The sequence below is a fragment of the Photobacterium galatheae genome (assembly GCF_000695255.1).
GTDB lineage: Bacteria > Pseudomonadota > Gammaproteobacteria > Enterobacterales > Vibrionaceae > Photobacterium > Photobacterium galatheae.
Map to the genome: position 1 here is coordinate 170,674 of NZ_JMIB01000027.1, position 20,567 is coordinate 191,240.

11 protein-coding genes and 4 tRNA genes are annotated in these 20,567 nt (G+C 45.0%); 8 read left to right on the top strand and 7 right to left on the bottom strand.

Features of this window, described 5'->3' with window-relative positions; all coding sequences use genetic code 11:
• Window positions 1-26: 26 nt before the first annotated feature.
• The 5 genes from EA58_RS13880 to EA58_RS13900 all read right to left on the bottom strand — a co-directional run bounded on the left by EA58_RS13880 (window position 27) and on the right by EA58_RS13900 (window position 14,506).
• The gene (locus EA58_RS13880) at window positions 27-3,068 is read right to left on the bottom strand and encodes a hypothetical protein (RefSeq protein ID WP_161781053.1); all 3,042 of its coding nucleotides are present in this window, start codon (window positions 3,066-3,068) and stop codon (window positions 27-29) included.
• A gap of 111 nt (window positions 3,069-3,179) precedes the next feature.
• A complete protein-coding gene (locus tag EA58_RS13885; protein WP_036753946.1) occupies window positions 3,180-6,815 on the bottom strand; it encodes a hypothetical protein in 3,636 nt (1,211 codons plus the stop codon).
• A gap of 72 nt (window positions 6,816-6,887) precedes the next feature.
• Complete coding sequence (locus EA58_RS13890; protein ID WP_152548056.1) at window positions 6,888-9,446, bottom strand: hypothetical protein; 2,559 nt, start codon at window positions 9,444-9,446, stop codon at window positions 6,888-6,890.
• A 419-nt stretch (window positions 9,447-9,865) separates the two neighbouring features.
• A complete protein-coding gene (locus EA58_RS13895; protein WP_036753951.1) occupies window positions 9,866-13,411 on the bottom strand; it encodes a hypothetical protein in 3,546 nt (1,181 codons plus the stop codon).
• Window positions 13,412-13,441: 30 nt separating this feature from the next.
• On the bottom strand, window positions 13,442-14,506 hold the full coding sequence (locus EA58_RS13900; protein WP_036753953.1) for a hypothetical protein: 1,065 nt from the start codon (window positions 14,504-14,506) through the stop codon (window positions 13,442-13,444).
• Between the two features lie 329 nt (window positions 14,507-14,835).
• Between EA58_RS13900 and EA58_RS21035 the strand changes: the two genes are divergently transcribed.
• Both EA58_RS21035 and EA58_RS21040 read left to right on the top strand, forming a co-directional pair.
• On the top strand, window positions 14,836-15,483 hold the full coding sequence (locus tag EA58_RS21035; RefSeq protein ID WP_051642106.1) for an exonuclease domain-containing protein: 648 nt from the start codon (window positions 14,836-14,838) through the stop codon (window positions 15,481-15,483).
• A 319-nt stretch (window positions 15,484-15,802) separates the two neighbouring features.
• Window positions 15,803-16,474 (top strand): HU family DNA-binding protein, encoded by a 672-nt coding sequence (locus tag EA58_RS21040; protein ID WP_051642107.1) that lies wholly within the window; start codon window positions 15,803-15,805, stop codon window positions 16,472-16,474.
• A gap of 64 nt (window positions 16,475-16,538) precedes the next feature.
• Here EA58_RS21040 and EA58_RS13915 read toward each other — a convergent pair whose 3' ends face one another.
• Entirely contained in the window at window positions 16,539-17,006 is a 468-nt protein-coding gene (locus EA58_RS13915; protein WP_036753956.1) for a hypothetical protein, read from the bottom strand.
• 286 nt (window positions 17,007-17,292) lie between these two features.
• Here EA58_RS13915 and EA58_RS13920 point away from each other — a divergent pair.
• The 6 genes from EA58_RS13920 to EA58_RS13945 all read left to right on the top strand — a co-directional run bounded on the left by EA58_RS13920 (window position 17,293) and on the right by EA58_RS13945 (window position 19,446).
• Window positions 17,293-17,384 (top strand) — tRNA-Ser (locus EA58_RS13920).
• 3 nt (window positions 17,385-17,387) lie between these two features.
• Window positions 17,388-17,462: transfer RNA gene (locus EA58_RS13925), tRNA-Ile, on the top strand.
• 80 nt (window positions 17,463-17,542) lie between these two features.
• A tRNA-Arg gene (locus EA58_RS13930) sits at window positions 17,543-17,619 on the top strand.
• A gap of 21 nt (window positions 17,620-17,640) precedes the next feature.
• A tRNA-Gly gene (locus EA58_RS13935) sits at window positions 17,641-17,715 on the top strand.
• Between the two features lie 151 nt (window positions 17,716-17,866).
• Window positions 17,867-18,172 (top strand): hypothetical protein, encoded by a 306-nt coding sequence (locus EA58_RS13940; RefSeq protein WP_152548057.1) that lies wholly within the window; start codon window positions 17,867-17,869, stop codon window positions 18,170-18,172.
• Window positions 18,173-18,444: 272 nt separating this feature from the next.
• Window positions 18,445-19,446 carry a porin gene (locus tag EA58_RS13945; RefSeq protein WP_036753960.1) on the top strand — a complete coding sequence of 334 codons (1,002 nt, stop codon included), beginning with the start codon at window positions 18,445-18,447 and terminating at the stop codon, window positions 19,444-19,446.
• Window positions 19,447-19,534: 88 nt separating this feature from the next.
• Here EA58_RS13945 and EA58_RS13950 read toward each other — a convergent pair whose 3' ends face one another.
• Complete coding sequence (locus EA58_RS13950; protein WP_036753963.1) at window positions 19,535-20,566, bottom strand: hypothetical protein; 1,032 nt, start codon at window positions 20,564-20,566, stop codon at window positions 19,535-19,537.
• Window position 20,567 lies beyond the last annotated feature (1 nt).

Here is a 20,567-nt window from a genome sequence, read left to right on the forward strand (position 1 = left end):
AACGCCCACACATGTGGGCGTGATTTTTAAATATTCTTAAACAACTTCATATTCTGATCAATCTTAGAATGTGAATCTGTTTTACCCAGCGCTTCCCCACTGTCATCGTTGAACACAAGTCCGCGAGTTAACTCAAATGGACCCGTAATGGCATCGAAGATGGCAAACATCATGAGCATGAAAAAGAACAGGAATAATAGGTACGACATAATCATGCTGATAAACCCGCTCATATCGAGCAAACCGAACAACTTAATGTTGAGCCCTGCCATCGCCAATATGTCATGCGTGACTTCAGCAAATGCAGGCAGTACTGTCACCATCAGGGAGTAAGTCAAATAAAACCCAACCACCAGCAAGGGGATTCTCAAAATCATCAGCACCCACTTATTAAATAGCGCCGTTAACTTCTTCCGGATATCACTCCCCGTATTGGCAAAGGCATAAATAATATGGAAATTTGCACTAAATACCATCGCAAGCAAGTTAGCGATGACTGAGATGAACGCTGAGTAAAAAATCGCGGCTGGAATCAAAGGAACAATAAATGCCGCGATAAAACCAAAAGAAAGTATCAGCATACCGATGCTGGTTGTTTTATTTGCGCTCCGTTTTATCGCAGCCTTCTCAGCTTTCGAGGGTTCTTCACCATCGGTTAAGACGATGTTTCCGCTCACTATATATCCCATCGCGAATCCTGCGACAACAGAAGCGGTCGTAAACGCGCCACTCGGGTCGCTCCAATACGGTGTGTCTTCATTGGTTTTACCCAAAAGTGGTGCCATAAATTGAGGAACCGCAAAAGAATTCCCATCAATGGCCACCGATAACAGGCTTCCCCCCACAACCAATGTGCCAGCCGATAGCAGCCTGTCCATGATAAAGGACATCATGCGTTTCCAAGGGGTTGTTTCAGCCTCTGTCTCATTTTTTGAGTCTTTCTTGGGTGAAGATTTCTGCTTCTTTTTTGGGCCAGGTTCGTTGCCACTTGTGCCAGGGCCCGAAGATTGGGCAATTTTGCTCTTCTTCGCTTTATACTTTTCAAAAAGACCCTGGCCATACTTTGCGGAAACACCGCCGAGATATCCGGCATACATTTTCAGCAAATACATACCGAAGTTATGCACTTCATTGATCGGATGTTCACAGACCCTGAAATACGCTTCACCAAATATGCCTTCGTTTTTGATAACCTTCGAAGGGGTAATCAGACACTGAACGATTTCATCGGCTGGCGACTGTTGTTGTCGGTCAGAACCATCATTTGAATAATCCGTGTACTTGAAATGAGCCGAGTAATCTGACAAATCTATCTCAGTGAGATCATGATAAAAGTCATACAGACTGATCTCTGGGCTGACATCCCCTGCATAATTTGCCTTGAAGCTATAAATCAAGCTTTGAGGCGCACTGGCGACTTCTCCTTTTCCTAACCTTGTGAGAATGGTGGCAGGGGTTGCAACAAACCCAAGCGAGTCATAATAATTATTCAGCCCCGCCTCTTTTGCCACATGAATGAGTACCGCACATTCAAAAATGCCACTCACCGGGGCCGTCGGATCGACCAAATCACAGACGGTTTTTAAACAGGCTTCCGGGCTGTGATTGTTGCCCGTTGCCGTATAGTAAGCACAGGTCTGGTATTGCCGCCCTGACAACCGTCTGGCATCTTTCACTTCGGGGTATGCAAACTTCGAGTCACTCTCTGGATCAACACTGGGCAACAAAGCGGCATCAAACTTTAACGGTTTGGTTCCGAAGACAGAACTTGCTTCATCTGTGAAATCACCTTGAAAGTTTTTCGGGTAGGCTAGTTTTGCGGTGATCAGATAGGCGACACATTTCTCAGACAGTGTCCTCAAATCTGCAATCGATGCAGCCGTCGGTTTGTAACTGTCTGTCGGCTTCCCGTATTTCGATGCAAACGCTTTCGCTTCCCCTCTGGTCAAAGGGCAGGCTTCTGTCCAAAACTGAAGGTTATGAATCACCTTGTTGATCGCCTGCGATTGATTGTGCTTTGAATCCAGTAGAATCCGAGGCGAATCTGGACTGACAATCGAAAGCATCCCTTCCGCATGACCTATCGATACGTCAACAAGCGCTCTGGCCAAATGCGTAAATAACAGGCTCTCTTTTTGCGCATAATTCATATTGAAAGCCAGCGCTGTATTCTTAGACAGCGTATCCACCGCATGCAATGTCTCTTTATCTTTTTTCATCTCAAGTAAAAGAGTGCAATCCGCTTTTCCTTCCTTGTAGGTAAAACGAAGTTTGTAGGCATGGTCGTCTTGAATCACAGACTCCTGAATGTGGTTAAAATTAGGAGTCACCCCATTCGTTTCAAAAACAACACATAGACCAAAATCTAAAATGCCGGAAATTTTATTCTGACTATGCATGATGCCGTAAGATGCTGTATCTATCGGGTAATCCGGGGCTGGAATCACGTAAGTCGGGTTACTGGCGACATACCTCTTTTTGAGTTTGGCATCAATGTCCTCCGCGGTACCAATCGCCTTCCCTATCCCGCGAAACATGAGCTGATGTACCGCAGAAAAGTCATAAATACTGCTCTCTCCTTTCTCTTGAACCGCTTGCTCACTCATGAAGGGGGACAACAGGAAATCCATAAAAGGAACGGTGATCGCCACAGCCACCAGAGATCGGATAATTTTCAGGGCCGGGGATTCAGCAGAAGCACTTTTCTCGGTATTTCTGTTTTGAGAAAGGTATGCGGAGTCAAATGCATATAAAGCCACCATCACCCCCCACAATACAGCGGTAACGCCGTAAAGGTAGCGCAGCGTATTGGCGATGGTATTCGCGGTTTCGACCGGCATTGGCGCAGCACAGGCAGCTCTTTCAGAAGCCGTCATTTCGCGAATCACATCCGCCTGGCTGTCTGTCAATCCGAGTGGATTTAAAGCATGTATGGATCCTTCCGAGCCAAACATGGCTAAAAAAATCCGTTGAGAGATAGGTTGATACAATGCTTCGACGGGGGCTGGACAAGAGACAGACATGTCTATCTCATTCTCTGCGGACGCCAGAGGAACCTGCATGAACATCAGGAGCGCGAGCAAGGCACTCACAAAAATTTTGCGCATTTTTTCTATAAGTCTACAAAAATGAACAAAAAAAAGCAGCCTCGTCGGCTGCTTGTCACTGTGTGAAGACAGTTATGGTTCCCGATTCAAGTCATCGTCTTTCGATTGCGTGTCTTCATGTGCATCTGGATCGGTAGTTTGCCCTATCTCTTCCTGATTCTGTTCAGTCTCAACCTGCGTTCTCGAACGGACTTCAGGTGCGCGTTCAGACTGAGATTGACCGGATTGTGCCATCCCGTGTTTTTCATTCGGAGTTCCCAGAAGCTCCGCAGCTTTCTCCTTCGCGCTGCTGGTCAGATCTGACACCTCTCGGAAAGCCGTTCTCACATACTGAGCTTGTTGATGCAGATAAATGGCATTGTTCTGTCGAATGACTTCTTTGGCCGCTTTTTTAACTGCTCTATCCTCCTCAAATACCCGTTCCCGAACTGTCTCCTGGCTGGCGGCGGCGGCGGCAAACAAGAGTGCGCCCACTTTTTGCTCCCGCGCATCCAACGACTCTGCACCAATCTTTTTAATAATATTGTTCGGTGCTTTCAGGCTCACCTCAAAAATCATTTTAATGATATAGATGTAACTCACCCAAATAATAATCACCATAATCAGATTCATGATGACCTTAAATGGGTTAAAGAAGAAATCTGAACCTGAACCCATCCCAAGCACCATATTAATACTGGTCATATCCATCATAATGAATGCCACGTAAGTCAGCACAAAGGCAACCAAGAAACCAACAATCATCGCAAATGGTCTTATCGTAATATTGACGAAGGTTCCATACAAAGATTTCTCAGGTGCAGTGTTCGGATCATTTTGATCCAGGAACATAAAGAAAGTCATTGCAATCAATGAAGAAATCACCATGAGCTGTGCCACCAGCATCAGCCATCCAATATAAGACAACAGGTGACTCGCAACAGGAATCATCGGGGTAATAATCGCCATGATCAGCCCTAAAATAATCATCACCGCAGCAGCCCAACCCATCACAATATTTGCTGCAGAGGCCACGACTTTCCCGGCCCCAACCATATCGAGTTTCTTCAATAATTTATTGGAATTATTGCTTTTCTGGTTTGCTCGACTCGATTGTTCAGCCGCAGCATTTTTCCCACGGTTTCCACCATTGCCCGTGTTACTACTATTATTACCAGCAGGTTCGGTGACAGCATTGGAAATGTCTGTCTGCAGAATATTATCTGCTGCCTGCTTTAGAGAGCCTATAGTTTTCACTGTCATATATGCCGCCAATACAATGAGACCGTAACTAAGAATAGTTTGACCTTTCTCTTGCGAGTAGAATTGCTGATGACCAATATAGATAGGACAAGATGCCTCAAGTACAGCTTTTCCCGCGGTTCCATATTTCTCTTCAACTATCTCAACCGCCTTAATACTGCCACAAAGACTTATGATTTTATGGTAATCCTGAGCGGACAGCTGAATCTTAGCGATCTCACTGCCACGATCACCACCGGCTCTCGCGATGGTTCTGAAAGTCGCTTCTATGGCATCAGAGACAGAAACCTTTGCTTTTTGTTCTAATGTCTCAGTCTGTGTCATCTTCAGCTTCGACTCAACAGCCCCGCCAGTGTAATCAAGATCCGTTTCACTTCGCGCCCCATCCCCCGAACGATGACTTCCGCCTTGTTCGGTAAACAGCTGGGCATCGGCAGCCGCTGCGATTTTTAGCTGGTCGTCTAAAATTCCGCCACCGGTGTCTGGCGTGACATAGAGAAATTCTGGCGCCTTCACCTTGTATTCAGATAAATATCGCGACAACTCAGGGTTACTCGGCGGCAGAAAGTTTGAACCCGAAGAATAAAAAGTCGTCCCACTCTCCATCGTCTGAAACTCCATATTGATTTTTGTATCGATGACATTTCTGGCCAAATTGGTAAGCTCTCTCATTAAAGCCAGAAAGTTATGAGAAAAGGCAGCAAACCCTTCCTCTCTTGTTAACAATGTAATCTCATTGAGATTTTTTTTCGCACCTTCCATCTCTTGAGAATACAGCAGCGCCTGAACAATCCCTTTGACGACGGCGACCCTTGCCGCTTCCACATTGGCATTGTACTGCTCAAAGCTGTCATAGATTCCGATATAGTCATCCTGAAGCTGTGTTTTGCCCAATGCTGCGGCTTCAAGCGAACCACTCAGGAAACTTTGTAAGCTGGATGTGTCGGCTTCAAATGGAATCTCAAGTTTGTTGCCATTGACGACCGCACACTGCAAGCTGAAGTCACTCACCCCGACATTACCTCCGTTAAGCGCTTTGACTGTCGCCTGTGTACGAATGTAAGCCTCTCTGTCTGTGTAACATCGGTCTGACACCACTTGCCTTGCAAATTTCGCTGCCAAAGCCGCTCTGGCATTCAGAATCTCATAGGTCTCGCTATCCTGCTCAACCAAACGGCCGCCCTCAGCGAGGTAAGCGATTTGATCAAAGAAGTAATTCGCTGAACTGATCAGAAACTTTTCTTTTTGTGAGTCTAATCTCAGCACTTTAATCTTATCGTCAATGCCGACTTTGACTTCTGCCCAGAGAGACACCAGCTTATCTTTGTCACTCATTTTTTCAAAAGTGATGGATTGAACCGCCGTATCAATCATTTCGACAATTTCTTCCTCCATCTTGCTATACGCTTCAAAATCAGGAATCGAAACATCAGAGACAAATGCTGGCTTGTTGACTCGCTTTTCTGAACAGATATAAGGAATGGCCTGACCTGAGTTGTCCTCTAAGTGAAAACCCACTTTGGTCGAAAACCCGGTTTCATCCCCCTCCACTTCAATCAGGGATGGGAAACCATCCCCCAGTGTCGAGTATTGATAGCCACTTCCCCCCTGAGATAAGGTCGCAGTTGCCCCAGCAGCGCGGTCTTTTGCACCTTCGTAGACACTCAATAAAGAAACCTGAGCGGCACACAACGCATCTTCAATCAACACACGGCTTTTCGTCACAGGAATACTCGCCATGGAAGGGGCACCCTGTGTATCTAAAAAAGTTTTTTCCCGTTCATCAGGCAAATCGGAAAGCATCATGTAACCAACCGTAGACACCGCGATATTGGCCGCGCCGATGGCCCCCAAAACGGCAACACCCATGATCACTTGAATCACCAGCACATCGGTCTGATAGCCTAGAATGTCAGATTCAACTGGCAGCGGTGTAATCAGCAGCACCCCAACCCCGATTCGAGAGCATGTTTTGAATAATCCATATTTTCCACCCCCGATTTCACCAGACCGCAGCGCAGTAAATGAGATCACCGTCAGCTGCACGCCGATTAGTATCTTCACGAGCCACATCGCCAGCGATTGAATGGAGATGACTGAAACTTCGAGATTCACGATGTCATTTCTGTACTCATCTGATGTTGACGCGAGAGAACGATCGGCCCCATCTTCATGATCTTCCCCACCTCGGATATCAATCAGTGATAAAATTTCATCTTTGTAATCGAGATCCGTGAGTTTGATTGCCGTTTCCATGGTTGCCGGAAAATGGTAAAGCACAGAGAGAATGGATTTATCCCTGGGACAGATTGTCGAGGAAAAAGGCTTCGGCAGCGGATAACCATGCTCATTTGAATAAACATCGCATGATGATTTCTGAGACGCATCAGGCTCTGTGGCATGACTGAGCACAGGTGTCACACTCAATGCCAATAAAACGATAAGTTTTTGAAAAATGCGGAGCATTAGAAATTTATTTACTTTTAATTTAACAAAATTTCTATTTAAAGATAAGGCGAGCCTGAGCCCGCCCTGGTCTTATTTTAGGTAGTGTGTGGGGAGAATCGAGGTTTTCACGAACCCCAGTAATTCTTCATGGGCTGCTTCAGCCTTGACCCCGGTGATGTCATCCACAAAATCAGTCGTCTTATCATAAACATAGTTTGTCGCCTTCACACCGCGATACATCCCCCAGATCAAGGCTAGATTGAGGGCAATCACCGTCATGATCGTGGTCAGAAAATCCGCGATGCCATTCGATGACAGCTCACTGATCGTTGAGGCATAAATGACCACCATGTATGCCGCTAAGTTTGACGCGATCGTGCCAATCACAAACGCAGCCATGAGCGCGACAAACACCATGGAGAGATCAATAGACAATCTGAACATGGCACTTAACAAATATCGCGAGACCGTAATATTATCGTCGTCATCTTCCGTTTCACTGAATTGCTCTTTCAGGAATTTAATCGCCATGAGGGGAGACGCAATCAGGTAGATCAAAAAACGCTTTAAAGATAAAAACAACAAGCTGATTGCCGCCCATAAAAAGAACGCGCCAGCCACCAGTTTTGCCAGAATTGCCGTTAAGAACAACAATCCACCTGTTGTGAACATAGTCTTCATCAAGATCAGGAACATTGTGTTTGCCTCGACGACCTCTTGACTGAGTACCAACTTCATTCCTGATGCGACGATCAAAATGACACCTGAAATAGGCAGCAGCGTGTTATACATCGATTGCATATAACTGTAAGGCTCAATCGTTTTCAGCCTGACGTCTTCTAAAATCGGTGCCCCTTCATCTCCGGATTTGGAGACGGTCAGTTCATCAAGATGCAATAACACATTGAACCACCCTTGGGTGTTTTCATGATTGGTGTGGCTGGCTACTTTTTCCGCCAAATTTTCAGATTCAGATAACCCCTGCCCGATACTATGTCGTGCGACCCGATCCAGCGGGATTTTCACTCGGTTGATGGTGCTCACAGCATCCTTCACGATACTTTTCGCGAATTGGCTTTTCAGCGAATTCCGCATATCCGCGTACTCACTATCAAACTTCAGCAGATAACCGACGGCCGTCATGACAGATTCAATCGGTGAGATGAAGAACCCACGATGATAAAACGCATAGTCGTTCGAGGAAAATTGAATCTGGCTGATGCGAGAAGAGCCGCCTGCGCCGAATATGACCGCTTTGATATTGCTGTAAATCGTCTCTGCATTCACCTCGGCTGGCACAGGCAACATTTTGCCGCCAGCAACCCCTGTCGCGCCATAAAATTCACCGGAAGTCCCAAACCCATCCGATTCATCCCGTACCTTACAGACAAACGAAGCATCAAAAGCGTCATAAGACCAGCCTGATATTGCGCTGAAATGACCTTGTCTTGCCTTATTGGCACAATAGGATTGCTTCTGATAGCGATAGATCTCATTAAAAGCCATTTCAACGTTCGGAATATGCTTTGTCACTTCCCCTGAATAGCTGTCGTGATTGAACTTGAGCGCTTCATTGGCCTCATTGTCCGGGATACTTGCGTTCATCAGTTTGATTGACCCGTCGTAACGCACCTGATCGCGCGAACGTATACTGATTCGTCCTTCTCCCATTCTCTGTAGAAGAAATTTACAGCCCGCGTCAATCGAAAAACGCTCAGACCAATCCGAGCCAAAACAAGTTGCGTTCAGCTCAAACTCGGTTCCCGTGAGCTGATTGACGTCATTAAACTTCGCTATCCCGGCACGCAATGTTTCATTGGTGAGCGGTTTCCCCTCAATGAGAGAGAACACTTTCATGCCAATCGACTCTTCAGCAATCAGCTTCTGGTTCGCAGAGACCACCATGCCGGAGATAAGATCTTTGATGTCATTTTCTGCCATTCTGGTGAACACCATTTGCGCTTCATCGCTGTTCGACGTTGTCTTGACGATATGCGTGAATAATGAAGAAGACGCAACCAGCGCGAAGTTGGCCGCAAAATAGTTACTCACAACGACGGCAAAAACCATGAGAAGCTGTGCAAGGCTCACGCCTCCTAAATCGTCCATCGGCTTTATCATAATCATCGCGATCAGAATGGCTGGTGTGGAGATGAGCATCTTTTTCCAGGCTTTCGTGTTATCTTCTACCGTCATCGACACCCAGGACATACGCCAGATCGCAATCGCGATCAGCGCCCCAGCCAAGACGACCAACACATAATTGAACGCCCCCAGAACCCGCTCAAAATTAAATTGCTTTATCATCGGAAGCACAGTGATGTCGGATTTGTCTTTGACCGTATCAAATATCCGATACATTGCTGTGGTTTGATACGCTGAGTCGGACGGATCAGTATAGGGGTCGTAAACGCCCCCCTGAAATTTCAGGTGCTTGAACTCAGATTGCTCTGGCGCCATCGACTGAAGGGCGTTGATCACAGACAAAGTATCTTCCGGAATCACGATCTTATCTGCCATCTCCATTGCCCTTTTGGTGGTATTGGGCATCATGAAGGTCAACGTTTCGATGACGACATCAGGTTTTGGCGTGACGGTGATTTCCCCGCCAGCATTTGTTTCCTCAGCAGCACTTGCTGCCACTGTCATCGACAGCATCAGTATGATTGAGGAAAACACCCGAGTCATGGTGCTTTTACTTATTAAAGTCATCTGAATTTAAGGTTTCATTTTCTTTTTTTTCTCGATCTCCTCCAGTGAGTCATACAGTGAGTTGTACTGCTGCGGAATTGAAATTGCATTCACAAGAATCGACATCGACATGAGCCCAGCGACTGCCGACCAAAAGACGGAATAAACCAACCTGAACGTCATATTTCCCTCGCCCGACAACGAGGACTTTGCCTTTCTAAAACATAAAAGCGCGAAATAAATCAAGACCGAATAAGTCAATGCGATCGTCAGCGCAGTGATGATGAGGTTTCCCATTTTTTATTTAAGTATATAAATACACTGGGGTAAAAAAAAGCAGGCCTCGACAGGACCTGCTTTGTTGTTGGCAAGCGACTTTACTTTTTATTCGGATCGCCTCCGCCAGTGTCTTGATTTCCATCTGAAGGTTCATCCCCTTCCTGACCTGCACCTTTATCGCGCCCTTCGCCAGATGTTGTTCCGTCTTCAGCTTTCCCGTTCTCGGAAGGCTTTTGAGTACCAGACTCAGATGGCCCGTTCGATTTCGATTCAGAGGGTTCCGATTCTTTATCAGACCCTTTTCTCTCACTTGAAGGCTGAGAGGAGGTTCCGTCTGGTTTGGTGGTTCCCTCTTGGCCTTTCTGCTTTTTATTCTCCAGGAAATTATCAGCAACGAAGCCAGCGGGGGCGGCCGTCACTGACGTTGCCATATCCGAAATGGTCTTGGCAGCAATGAATGTTTCTATCCCTGCGGTGACCTGAATATTCAGACTCTCGACACCCATTGGCCTTAAGACATGATCTGGCATTTCAGTCATCATTTTGACCAGGCTCTTGAGCACGAGGAAATACATTCCGACGGTAAAGACAAAGAATACAATCGAGCTAAAGGCCGCAATAATAGACATCATGATCCCCTCCGCTTCCATCTCCATTCTAAACAGCGTAAACAATGTTGAGTTCACAAGATATACACCTGCATAACTCAATGTGTAGAACACCATAAAGGCAATGAATATCAACGGTGCTCTCAGGACCACAGAGGCCATCATGGAGAGAATAGAGGCCGGTTTAAACAGTGCGTTACCATCCTCTTTGGTCATAAAGGCAAAGGCGATTAGCAGCGGGATGACCGAGAATAAGATTAAAAACTCAGCTAACCAGCCTAACCACATCATCATTTGCGCAATGTAAGGCATCATCGGGATGATATACCCAATAAATATGCCCGCAACAATAAATACTTTACCGAAAATAGCAAATATCGCAGAGATCGTGGCAAGCACCTTCAAGAGTAACCCTACTTTGGTCAATTGACTCAAGATACTGATTCCCAAGCCTTTTATCTTTGCAAGAAGTCCGTCGCCATCCCCACTTTTTCCATCACCATGGTCCTGCCCGTTTACCGCTTTATTTAACAGCTGAATCAGAGAGTCGACTAATACGATCACCAACCCTGTCATGAGCATGTCTTTCCCAAAAATAGAGAGTGTTGCAATGGGGTGTTGCCGAAAGTTCACGCAGTTGGTTGTCGTGGTACATTGCGAGAATCCATCGATTAAGTTGTCACCACCAATGCCAAACCCATGCTTCAGGACATCATCGGCGGGAATCACAGCGTCTAGCATCATACCGATATACTTCGCCATGACTTCAGGCTCATCTTCTCCGGTTTCATCACCCCGCAGTGATTGCGCCGCAATATCTGAGCTGCCTGCCTGAAGCTGTGTGCTGAAGTTGGATTCATTCACAGGGAAGTTGGCTGCCTTGAGAATCAACATCTGATCTTCTGACCACAGTGGCGTCAGGTTTGGCATATTTCCGCCAACCCGTAAGTTAGACTTTGATGTCACCTTGGGGGACGCATTGTAGATCACTTCAGAGTATTTCTCTTGCTCCTTGGATAATTGCATAAAGTAACTTGAGATAGCGACTGCACCCTGCTGTCTCAGGTTTTTGAAAAAACGTGTTTTATCTTCATCGGCATTGGTCGCTATACCTTTCAGCGCGGCATGCCTGCTCATTGCTGCAATTCTCGCAAAGTAAGCTGCGATGTTGCTCATGTGAACTTTCGCTCTTTCTAAAGCCACACCGGATTCGGTTTGGTTCACCGTATCGTCGCTTGCTTCGATCACTTTTATTTTCGCTGTTGCCGCTTGCTGCAAAAGAACAACCTCAAGGTTCGCCGATTCACTGAGGCCAAGCTCAATGGCTTTGACTGCTTCAAGGGCTACAGCCACCATAGGCGCTGGTGCAACCGTTCCATAACTCGTGATATCGCCTTCTGTCGGTAAGATACAGATAGGAAACACATCTCCGCTGACCAGATCTCTGATATCCGAGTTCCATTCATCCTCATCCGGCTTAACCTTATGAAGGAAAGTGATTTCCTGGCTACTCTTGTCGAAGTTTTGAATACAGTTGTAACGCCTTAAATCTCTTGCTGCGGCTAAGGCTTCAGCAACAACAAAATGGAACGGCTCTTTCGCATATTCAATCTTATACTGAGCTGCCCCGATGAAAGGATTAAAGGTATGTGATGTCACATTCTTCCTGTTTTTTACCGCCTCAACACTGATCGCCCCATAAGCAAAAGCCTGAACAATCGATGTCACGTCTGCGCCACTGACCTCAGGGTATTGAATCCGTACTTCTCGGATTAAATTGAGTAGGTTATCCCCTGCAGCCTTAATTTTTTCAGCCTCATTATTTCCCGGTTCGCTGGCTCCTTCACCACTAATCATCAATTCAGAAAGGCTCCCCATCAGCGGGGCATTCGCTATCATGCTCATCACCCCTGCAGGGACATCCGGAAGGGGTGCTGCCATATTGAGCGTTGTTGCGTTTTGGAACAACTCCTCGTATTTATTGGCTTTTTCGAAAATCGGACTCGTTAAGCTATGCCACTGCTTGTCCTTGATACGGCTATCATGGAGCGTGAAGTTTGAGCTACCTGAACCCTGAACGGAACGGGAATCTAAACCACTTGAATGGTAACCATGCCTGCCACCATGAATTATCCCTGAAGACTGCTGTAATGTGATTGAAGTGTCACCGAATAAGCCAGAAAAATATTCTTTTGCCGTGGGATGGCGCGACTCATAGAATCCTACTCTCCCCAAAAGGTGAAAGAAAAATTTATCAAAAAACCCCATTGACGCTTCATCCTGAACCATCCTGGCATCTTCAGGAGCCACATTCGAAAAGTTCGTTCTCAGTGCAGCCTCTTGTGCACCATATAACCCCCGGATGATTTCTGTCGCATACGTTTCCCCCTGCGGTAAAAACTCTTCATACGCTTCGAGAAGAGAGCGATTACTTTCATCAAAATTAAAAACAGCAATCATGGCGGTAAAAAGATACACCGTCATTTTCATCGCAATCAAACCACAACCTACCACCAGAAGCTGCCCGACATTAATGTCACCAATTTTGTATGCCAGCGCAGCAACCAGACCAAACCCGGCAAAGGCTTTATAAGTATTTGGGTCCTTCATGGCCTGCTCAATCGAGGAATCCCTCATGCTACGGTATCCAAATAAGTACAGCCGGTAGGCTGAGAACATCAGGATGATCACCAAACACAGATCGACTGCGGCCGCAGCTACCGCCCCTATCGGTCGGCTGATGAAGTTTACAATTTCTGAGTACTGCGGAATTGGAACACTCAACGTCTCAAACAAGCCTCGAACGGCAGCATTCGATCGGATGACAGAACCCAATGATAAAGAAAAGGCATTCAAGCCAACATCCTGCTTGCAAAGAACGTAACTATTTTCCTGAACCTTACCATCTTCCTTAAAGGCCGCTCGACAGCTATCGTCTATCACAACTTTAGATGTCATGCCTTCAGCGAGTGCACTTCCTGACACAGAGATACCGACCAGAAAGGCTAGAAATAAGTGCTTTAAAAATTTCAGCATTTTATTTTTCAGTGATTTCTTTAAATATTATCAACTTTCACAATCATATTCATATTCCCTCTGAGTTCTTATCATTGATTCAGCAGAAACTTTTATCAGTTCGTTTTTCACATAAGGCTGGATTGAATGAATAAGTTCTTCTCCAAATAACTGAGATTGCACATCAATCTCTTGTGACAGTGCGATGATATTTGAATTTGATTCGATCATTAAACTGACATGCGTTTTCACCAACGCATAAAGAATATGAACCGGTAACTCCCCCTTAAAAGACTTCCTGGCATAGGTTGCCAAATCAGCTTCGAAAGACATCGTTGGCTCAAGAATAAAAGACTTGTCTTTCGATAATTCAGCAGAATATATCATGTCAATCAGAGAAGAAGCATTCACAGATAAAGTTCGTAATTCACGTTTTATAGAAGAAAAACTATCCAGCATTGATTGAGAAAACTCATCATAAGCCACTGAATATCCCATGAATTTATCTTCAAAAAAATTTAACTCGTAAGCAGCATTCACGATCATTTTCTCTTCATCACTCGTCTCACCGCCATCAAAAACACCATGAATAATATTGTTTGCAGCAACCTTCCTTTCTGTTAAATCGGCCTGATACTGAAGGATCATGTCTTTGAATATCTCCCTCTGCTGATTCAACAAGGCTTCGTTTTCTGCAACCTGTTCTTCAATCTTGAGAAGATGCGATACGTCTGATTTGAGCATTAATTTCAATTGAGATAAATGACGTTCAATGATTAATTTATCGACCAGAAAATGATTCATGAAACCAAATGTTCCGAACCTATGATTGATCAATGAAGCAAGATTGAACCATCGCTCAGATTCTTTAAAAATCGTCTCTATATATTCGCACTCTAAATAAAGCTGCATTTGGTTCAACTGACATAGAAAATTGTTAAACCGCTGTATGATATCTCTCGACACAGAATCTGGACTGCACCCAAACGCTTCTCTTTGAATGATATTCGTGATAATTACCTTCTGTTGGGCTATTTTTTGATCACGATTGATCATAAAGAATGGTGAATCTGTCTCACTTTTATTCAGATCGATAATCTGATTAATGCTTAGCATTGTTTTATTTTAAGTTAAGCAACATCCAGATTAATAGACAAATCCAGGGCCAGCGAAGCATCAGAACGAAAAAAGAAACCCAATAAACATATTGTTCTCATCGCGTTCAGATGATTGACGGAACGACATCCAGTGGTAACATAGAGACAAGATCGCATATACTCAGGCATAGGCTCCGCTAAGGCATCGGCGCGTTCAATGGCCAACAGTAAATCTTTACTTTGTTGATACTTTTGGCAAAAGTTGACGTTTTATCGCAGGAAATTCAGTTTCTTCACTTCCGCGAATCACTTTTTCAGTTATCTTTCGAAAATAGATAAGGCACTAACATGCTCGTTCAAGAAATCATCGCAACTTGGTCAAATCAAGCTGCAACCAAAACTGTTGTCCTGTTGGACGCCGAGACAGGCGGCCTGAACGACGCAACAAACGCGACAGATCCAAATATTCCGCCGCCGCTTACCGGCGCTCAGTTTTACCCGGTTCTTGAACTGACCGCTCGATTCTTTGACGGCAACCTCGTTGAGATTCGTCAGCCAATGACGTTCGTTATCCACCACCCCCTTGATGACCTTCATCAGCAGTGCAGCAAGTGGTCAATCGAAAAGTTCAAGGACACATTGTTTCTTGAATGCGAACACGCCGACATCTCCCTCGAAGACGCTCAAAAGATGATTGCTGAAACGGTGAAAGAGATTGGCCATCAAGAGGCTTATCTCCTGGGCAACTCAGTGAGCCTTGATAAAGCTTTCATTACACATCAAATGAAAGATTTGCATGCATGTTTGCATTACAGAATCATTGATGTTTCAACCTTAAAAACTTTATTTGGATTTTTGTTCGGAGAACATGCGAATTTTAAGAAATCTGAATCTCATCGAACTGAGCAAGATGTCGAAGAAACTTTAGGCGAACTCAGATATTATCTCAACAACTTCATCAAGAGTCGTGAAGTTGTGGCAAGAGAAGTCATATAAAAGACCTGATTTACATCAATAAGCCGCATCTTGCGGCTTTTTTTAAAAAAATATGGGCGTGAACTCGCACTGTTTCCCTGAGCCACGCTCGAACTTTCCTATAGAAAAACAGTCAGTTAAATGAAAATCCTTTCAGACGCTTTTGGTGAAAATTCTCATAGATAACAACAACCTAGTTTTTTTGATCCGATTGATGCGCTCCTCGGTTCTGAAACTCCTTTTTTGAATAGCTGATAAATAATTGATTTCTGATATTGAGTCGTGCCATGTCTGTCGTTAGATTCTAAGAGAATCACAACAAATAAGACGAAAAAAGAAGATGAAAAACTCACAAGATAAAACAGACCGATCTTTGTTCGAAGAACTTGATGCGCAGATTCGTGAAGAAACAGGTAAGCATGTCGTCACTTACAAAAAAGAAACCGTCGCTCAGATTGTTCTGAACTATCTTCAAGAGAGTGGTTATTCACGCATTGAGGTTGTTGAGGTGGTCAACGACTTTGTTGAGCACTTCAAGTCAGCACTTCTTGATGGGTCAACGATTGTGATTAGCAAGCATGGCCGTTTAGTCCCCCGGCTTAAAGCAGGGGGGCGTCCTGTCCGAGACCTTTCCCGAAACACTCAGATCAAGATGAAGACGACAGCAACTGTCACCTTCTCAAAAACGAAAAAAGCGACTGGCGGAAAAGTGACCATTCGTGGACTGGCTCAGTCTTTCATGGCGCAATACGACAGTGACCATCGCAAACAAGTCCTCGCAGGTTATATTGCTTCAACCTTCTTTGCCTGCATCACGAGGACGAAGAGTGAAAACCACCGCATGGAAGTCAGGGGGCTTGGCGTTTTTCGTAGCCAAAAAATCAAAGCACGTGTCGGACGCAATCCAAAAACTGGCGAGCAGACGAACATTCTTGAAGCGACCTATCCCAGGTTTCGAATCAGTAAGCCTTTTCGGGATGAACTGGCAGCAGCTTTATCAAGACAAAAATAACGATGCCTTGATCGTTGACTGAGCGAGGCTAATAAAGCCACGTCCCTGATGTGGCTTTCATATTTTATTGCCTTCCACTGGCAATATAGAGAAGCTTCCCGTAAACCAGCCGAAGAATTTCCTGCTCATATGGATTCAGGCTCGACAAAAATTCATGGCCTAAATCTGAAAATTTTGAAGCCAATAACCATGTTGCCGCTGACCTGTCACTCGGTTGCCTGCCAAGCACGAACTTTGTCACCCAGCGAAACTGAGGCCAGTATCGCTTCGCGCGCTCGACTAAGTCTTCCGTTTCTCTGATAGCAACGGAAATAGGCAGCCGTTCGAGACCCAGGTTCAATGCGCTTTCAAGATACTCAAGAGTGTAAATTTCTGCCGCATGCTGACTGAGTAGATTGTGAATTACCTTCGATAAATTTTCTTTATTATCATCAGGGTAATCTTCACCAAATGTTCGTATAGCCTCAGAAACCTCATCGAATGCAGCCTTGTGCGTGGTGAAATACTTCATCGATGCTGCTCTTCCAAACATAGGGCTCCCTTGCATGTTTACTGTAAGTAAAGAGCCTGCACAATGTGTATTCAAGGATGTTCTGAACAAAAAATAATCAAAGCAATGTTATTTCGATTTTTTTGGAAAAGATGGTTGACCCAAAAACGACGTAGTAATATAGTGACAACCAAGGCGAGAGAGATAAGCGAAACCGTTGGCTTAGGCCAGCAAGCCTCTGACTTTTTAGCCTGACACGCCTCTTTTGAAAGTCCTTTCTTTTTAGAGTTGTGTATGTGAATTTACAACCCAGCGACTGGGTTGTCCTGGTGAGGTGGCCGAGAGGCTGAAGGCGCTCCCCTGCTAAGGGAGTATACGGTTTATCCCGTATCGAGGGTTCGAATCCCTCCTTCACCGCCATGTGCTCTGTTAGCTCAGCGGTAGAGCAGACGACTCATAATCGTTTAGTCGCTGGTTCGAATCCAGCACGGAGCACCAGATTTTTCTAGCAATATCATTGGATATGGTTTTCAGGCGACATATTCATCTGATTATTCAGCGAATTACCAGATGAATATGCCTCCATAGCTCAGCTGGATAGAGCACGCGCCTTCTAAGCGCGTGGTCGGGAGTTCGAATCTCTCTGGGGGTGCCATTTTTTAGCATATTGTATAAAGCGGGTGTCGTATAATGGCAATTACCACAGCCTTCCAAGCTGTTGATACGGGTTCGATTCCCGTTACCCGCTCCACTCATTCAAAAAGGCCGCTCAGACGGCCTTTTCTTATTGAGATCAACTTTCATTCAATCTCCTGCAAGCGACCGTGATCCATCCAAAGATGGTAACTGGTGTTCGTATACACAGCCATCTAAGTCAACTGACAGATCACAAATGACGACTTGTGAATCTGAATGATTTGAATCGAACGCCTATTTTCACCATGATTATGAATGTAAACAAAAGAATCTTTATGGGAAAAACAACGAGACTGAAACGCTCAGAACCCGGTCATGTATCGGTCGAGCCAGAAAAAAGAAGCCACAGAGACAAAAAGAAAGAAAAGGTAGAGCAGGCTCAGCAAAACAGAGCAAATGAAAAGAAAAAACTTCAATCTGCGCTCTCGACAGGCAATGTCGATGATCTGGCAACACCGGCACCCAAAAATACAATCAAACCGACCTACCCCAGAAAACGAAATGACCATTAGGTTCGTTACAAAGCCGACACCTGTGTCGGCCTTTTTATTGTGTGCTGAATCACCCACAACATAGATACCTGACGCTCTTTTCGCTGTCGCGACCGGGAGGGAATGAACGAGAAAAACCTTCAGTATGAGCGAATTACTGTCACTAAATGACTAAAAACCATTCATTTAATCAAAAAAAAGATTTTTTTTATAACTCGCTATTGAAATGGTCATCATATTACCACTAACATAAAATCAAGCTTAAAACTCAATTAATTAACAAAAGATCAAATATGAAAAAAACAATTATCTCAGTAGCAGTAGGCATGGCTTCGTTTGGCGCATTCGCTGCATCAGGCGTCGTAGCTCCAGCTCATGATGCAGTCGCTCAGTCAATCGAGAACGTAGAAATTTTCGGTAAACTGGGTGTTTCTTACGATGACTTTGATGCGTCTCAAGCAGCATCTGCCGACGCAGGTTACAACCTTGACGACAAAGGTATCGACTACAAACGTAACACAGAGATCGGCCTGAAAACGACTGCTGATCTGAGTCACGACCTGCAGGCTTCTGCTGTCGTTGTGGGTAACTTCAACAACGCAGACGAAGACTTCCGTCTTGATAAAGTAGAAGTCGGCGTGAAGCACGAACTCACCGCAATACACTTCGGTAAGATTGACGACCGTTACGACCAAGCAACGAGTCAGTTTGACCAGTTCAGTGAAGTGTTCAACGGTACAGACTTCGAGCGTTATAACGCAACGGGTAAAGTTGATGGGATCGCAGTATCTTCCAGCCCATTCGCCGGCCTGGGTGTCGCTGTTCAATTGGGTGATGCTGAAAGCGGTGATCTCGGTGACGATGTTGCACTGACTGCAACTTACCACTTCTCAGGCATTGATCTGGCTGGTGCTTATCGTTCTGTAGATAAAAGCGTTGAAGCTGGCGCAGTTCAAGACGCTGAAGCTTACAAGCTCGGTGCCGGTTACGCCTTTGAAGGTTTTTATGCTGGCCTCGTGTACGAATCAGCAGAAAACTTCGACAAGTCTGAACTGGAAACGCTTGGTCTGTCTGCTTCTTACAAGTTCGATGCCCTGACAGTGAAAGCGGGTTACCTGACTGACGAGTATAAAGGCGTTGATCGTCGCAAGTTCGACACAGACACACTGCGCTTTGCCGCTCAATACGATCTACAGGAGAACGTTGAGCTGAACGCTGGTTACGCAAAAATTGACAGAGACGTGGCAGCTCTTGATGAAGACCTGTTCACCGCTGGTATGATTGTTCGCTTCTAATTGCATCCAATCAAAATGAAGTCGGTTTAGGCCGACTTTTTTTCTTTTGGTCAAAAGATGACGCGCCAGACACCACCTTGACGAACCATCATTCTGACATTCCCAACATTGCGTTCCGGATTCGCTGAAATAAGCTCAATGAATAGCTTTTATCACAGGTCTCAGATTGATTCTCAGCCTGCTCTGTCATACCACAGTAAGCATGAAGCAAAGCCTCTCCTTTCTCATCAAATCTCGGCTCCCCACTCTCTAAATCCACGACCCCGACTCGATTGTCATTCAAGAAAAGCTCGCCCTCAATGTCACAACTCATCGACTCCTGAAACCTTGTGATGTCGAGCATTTTCTTCGACACATCAATCATATTTCTTCGAACCATGTTGCATTTCATCTCGGGGTTAGCCGGAAGCACCAGCATGGCGCTGTATTTCAAGTCACCACACACCCGACACTCAAAGTTAAAAGACTTGATCCCACAACGTTCATTCTCTTTGAGGGTAAACTTCATCACTAATTGAATCGGTTGCTCAAAAAATTGAATGATAAACGGATACATGTCTGATGATGGGTTGGGCGTAAATAATTTACCTTTTTTAATATCCCCAATATGAAATTCATCAAGATAAAGAACATATTCACAATCAGCCCGAAGGTGAGTCGCCTCAAATTCACACCATCGCTTCACAGACTTCATGAGCTTTCCATAATTTTCGGCATACAAGTTCCAGCGGCGAAATCCTTTATCCGAATTGATATGACAGAAGCTCAGCAACGATGAAGGCGTATTTTTCATTGGAAGTGTATTCATGCATACCTGAATGACTGATGTGATATTGTCATACCTCTCTAGGTCTGCCAGGAATGCCTCGTCACTCAAATGTGTACGTATATAATCGAGGGTTGATTGTGGGATCTTCGCGTGAATGGCCATATAAAACTGAAGAAGAGAAACCACCTGAATCACAGAGTCACATGTACTCTCGGGGTGTATGATCGTTTTCTCAAGGTATGACTTCGCCACTCGACAATCATTCGAGTCGAGTACTTCATGATTCAAAATTTTCTTTTGTACGCTTACAGGAAGATCTGACAGAATTCTCTCTGGTAAAATTTTCTGCATC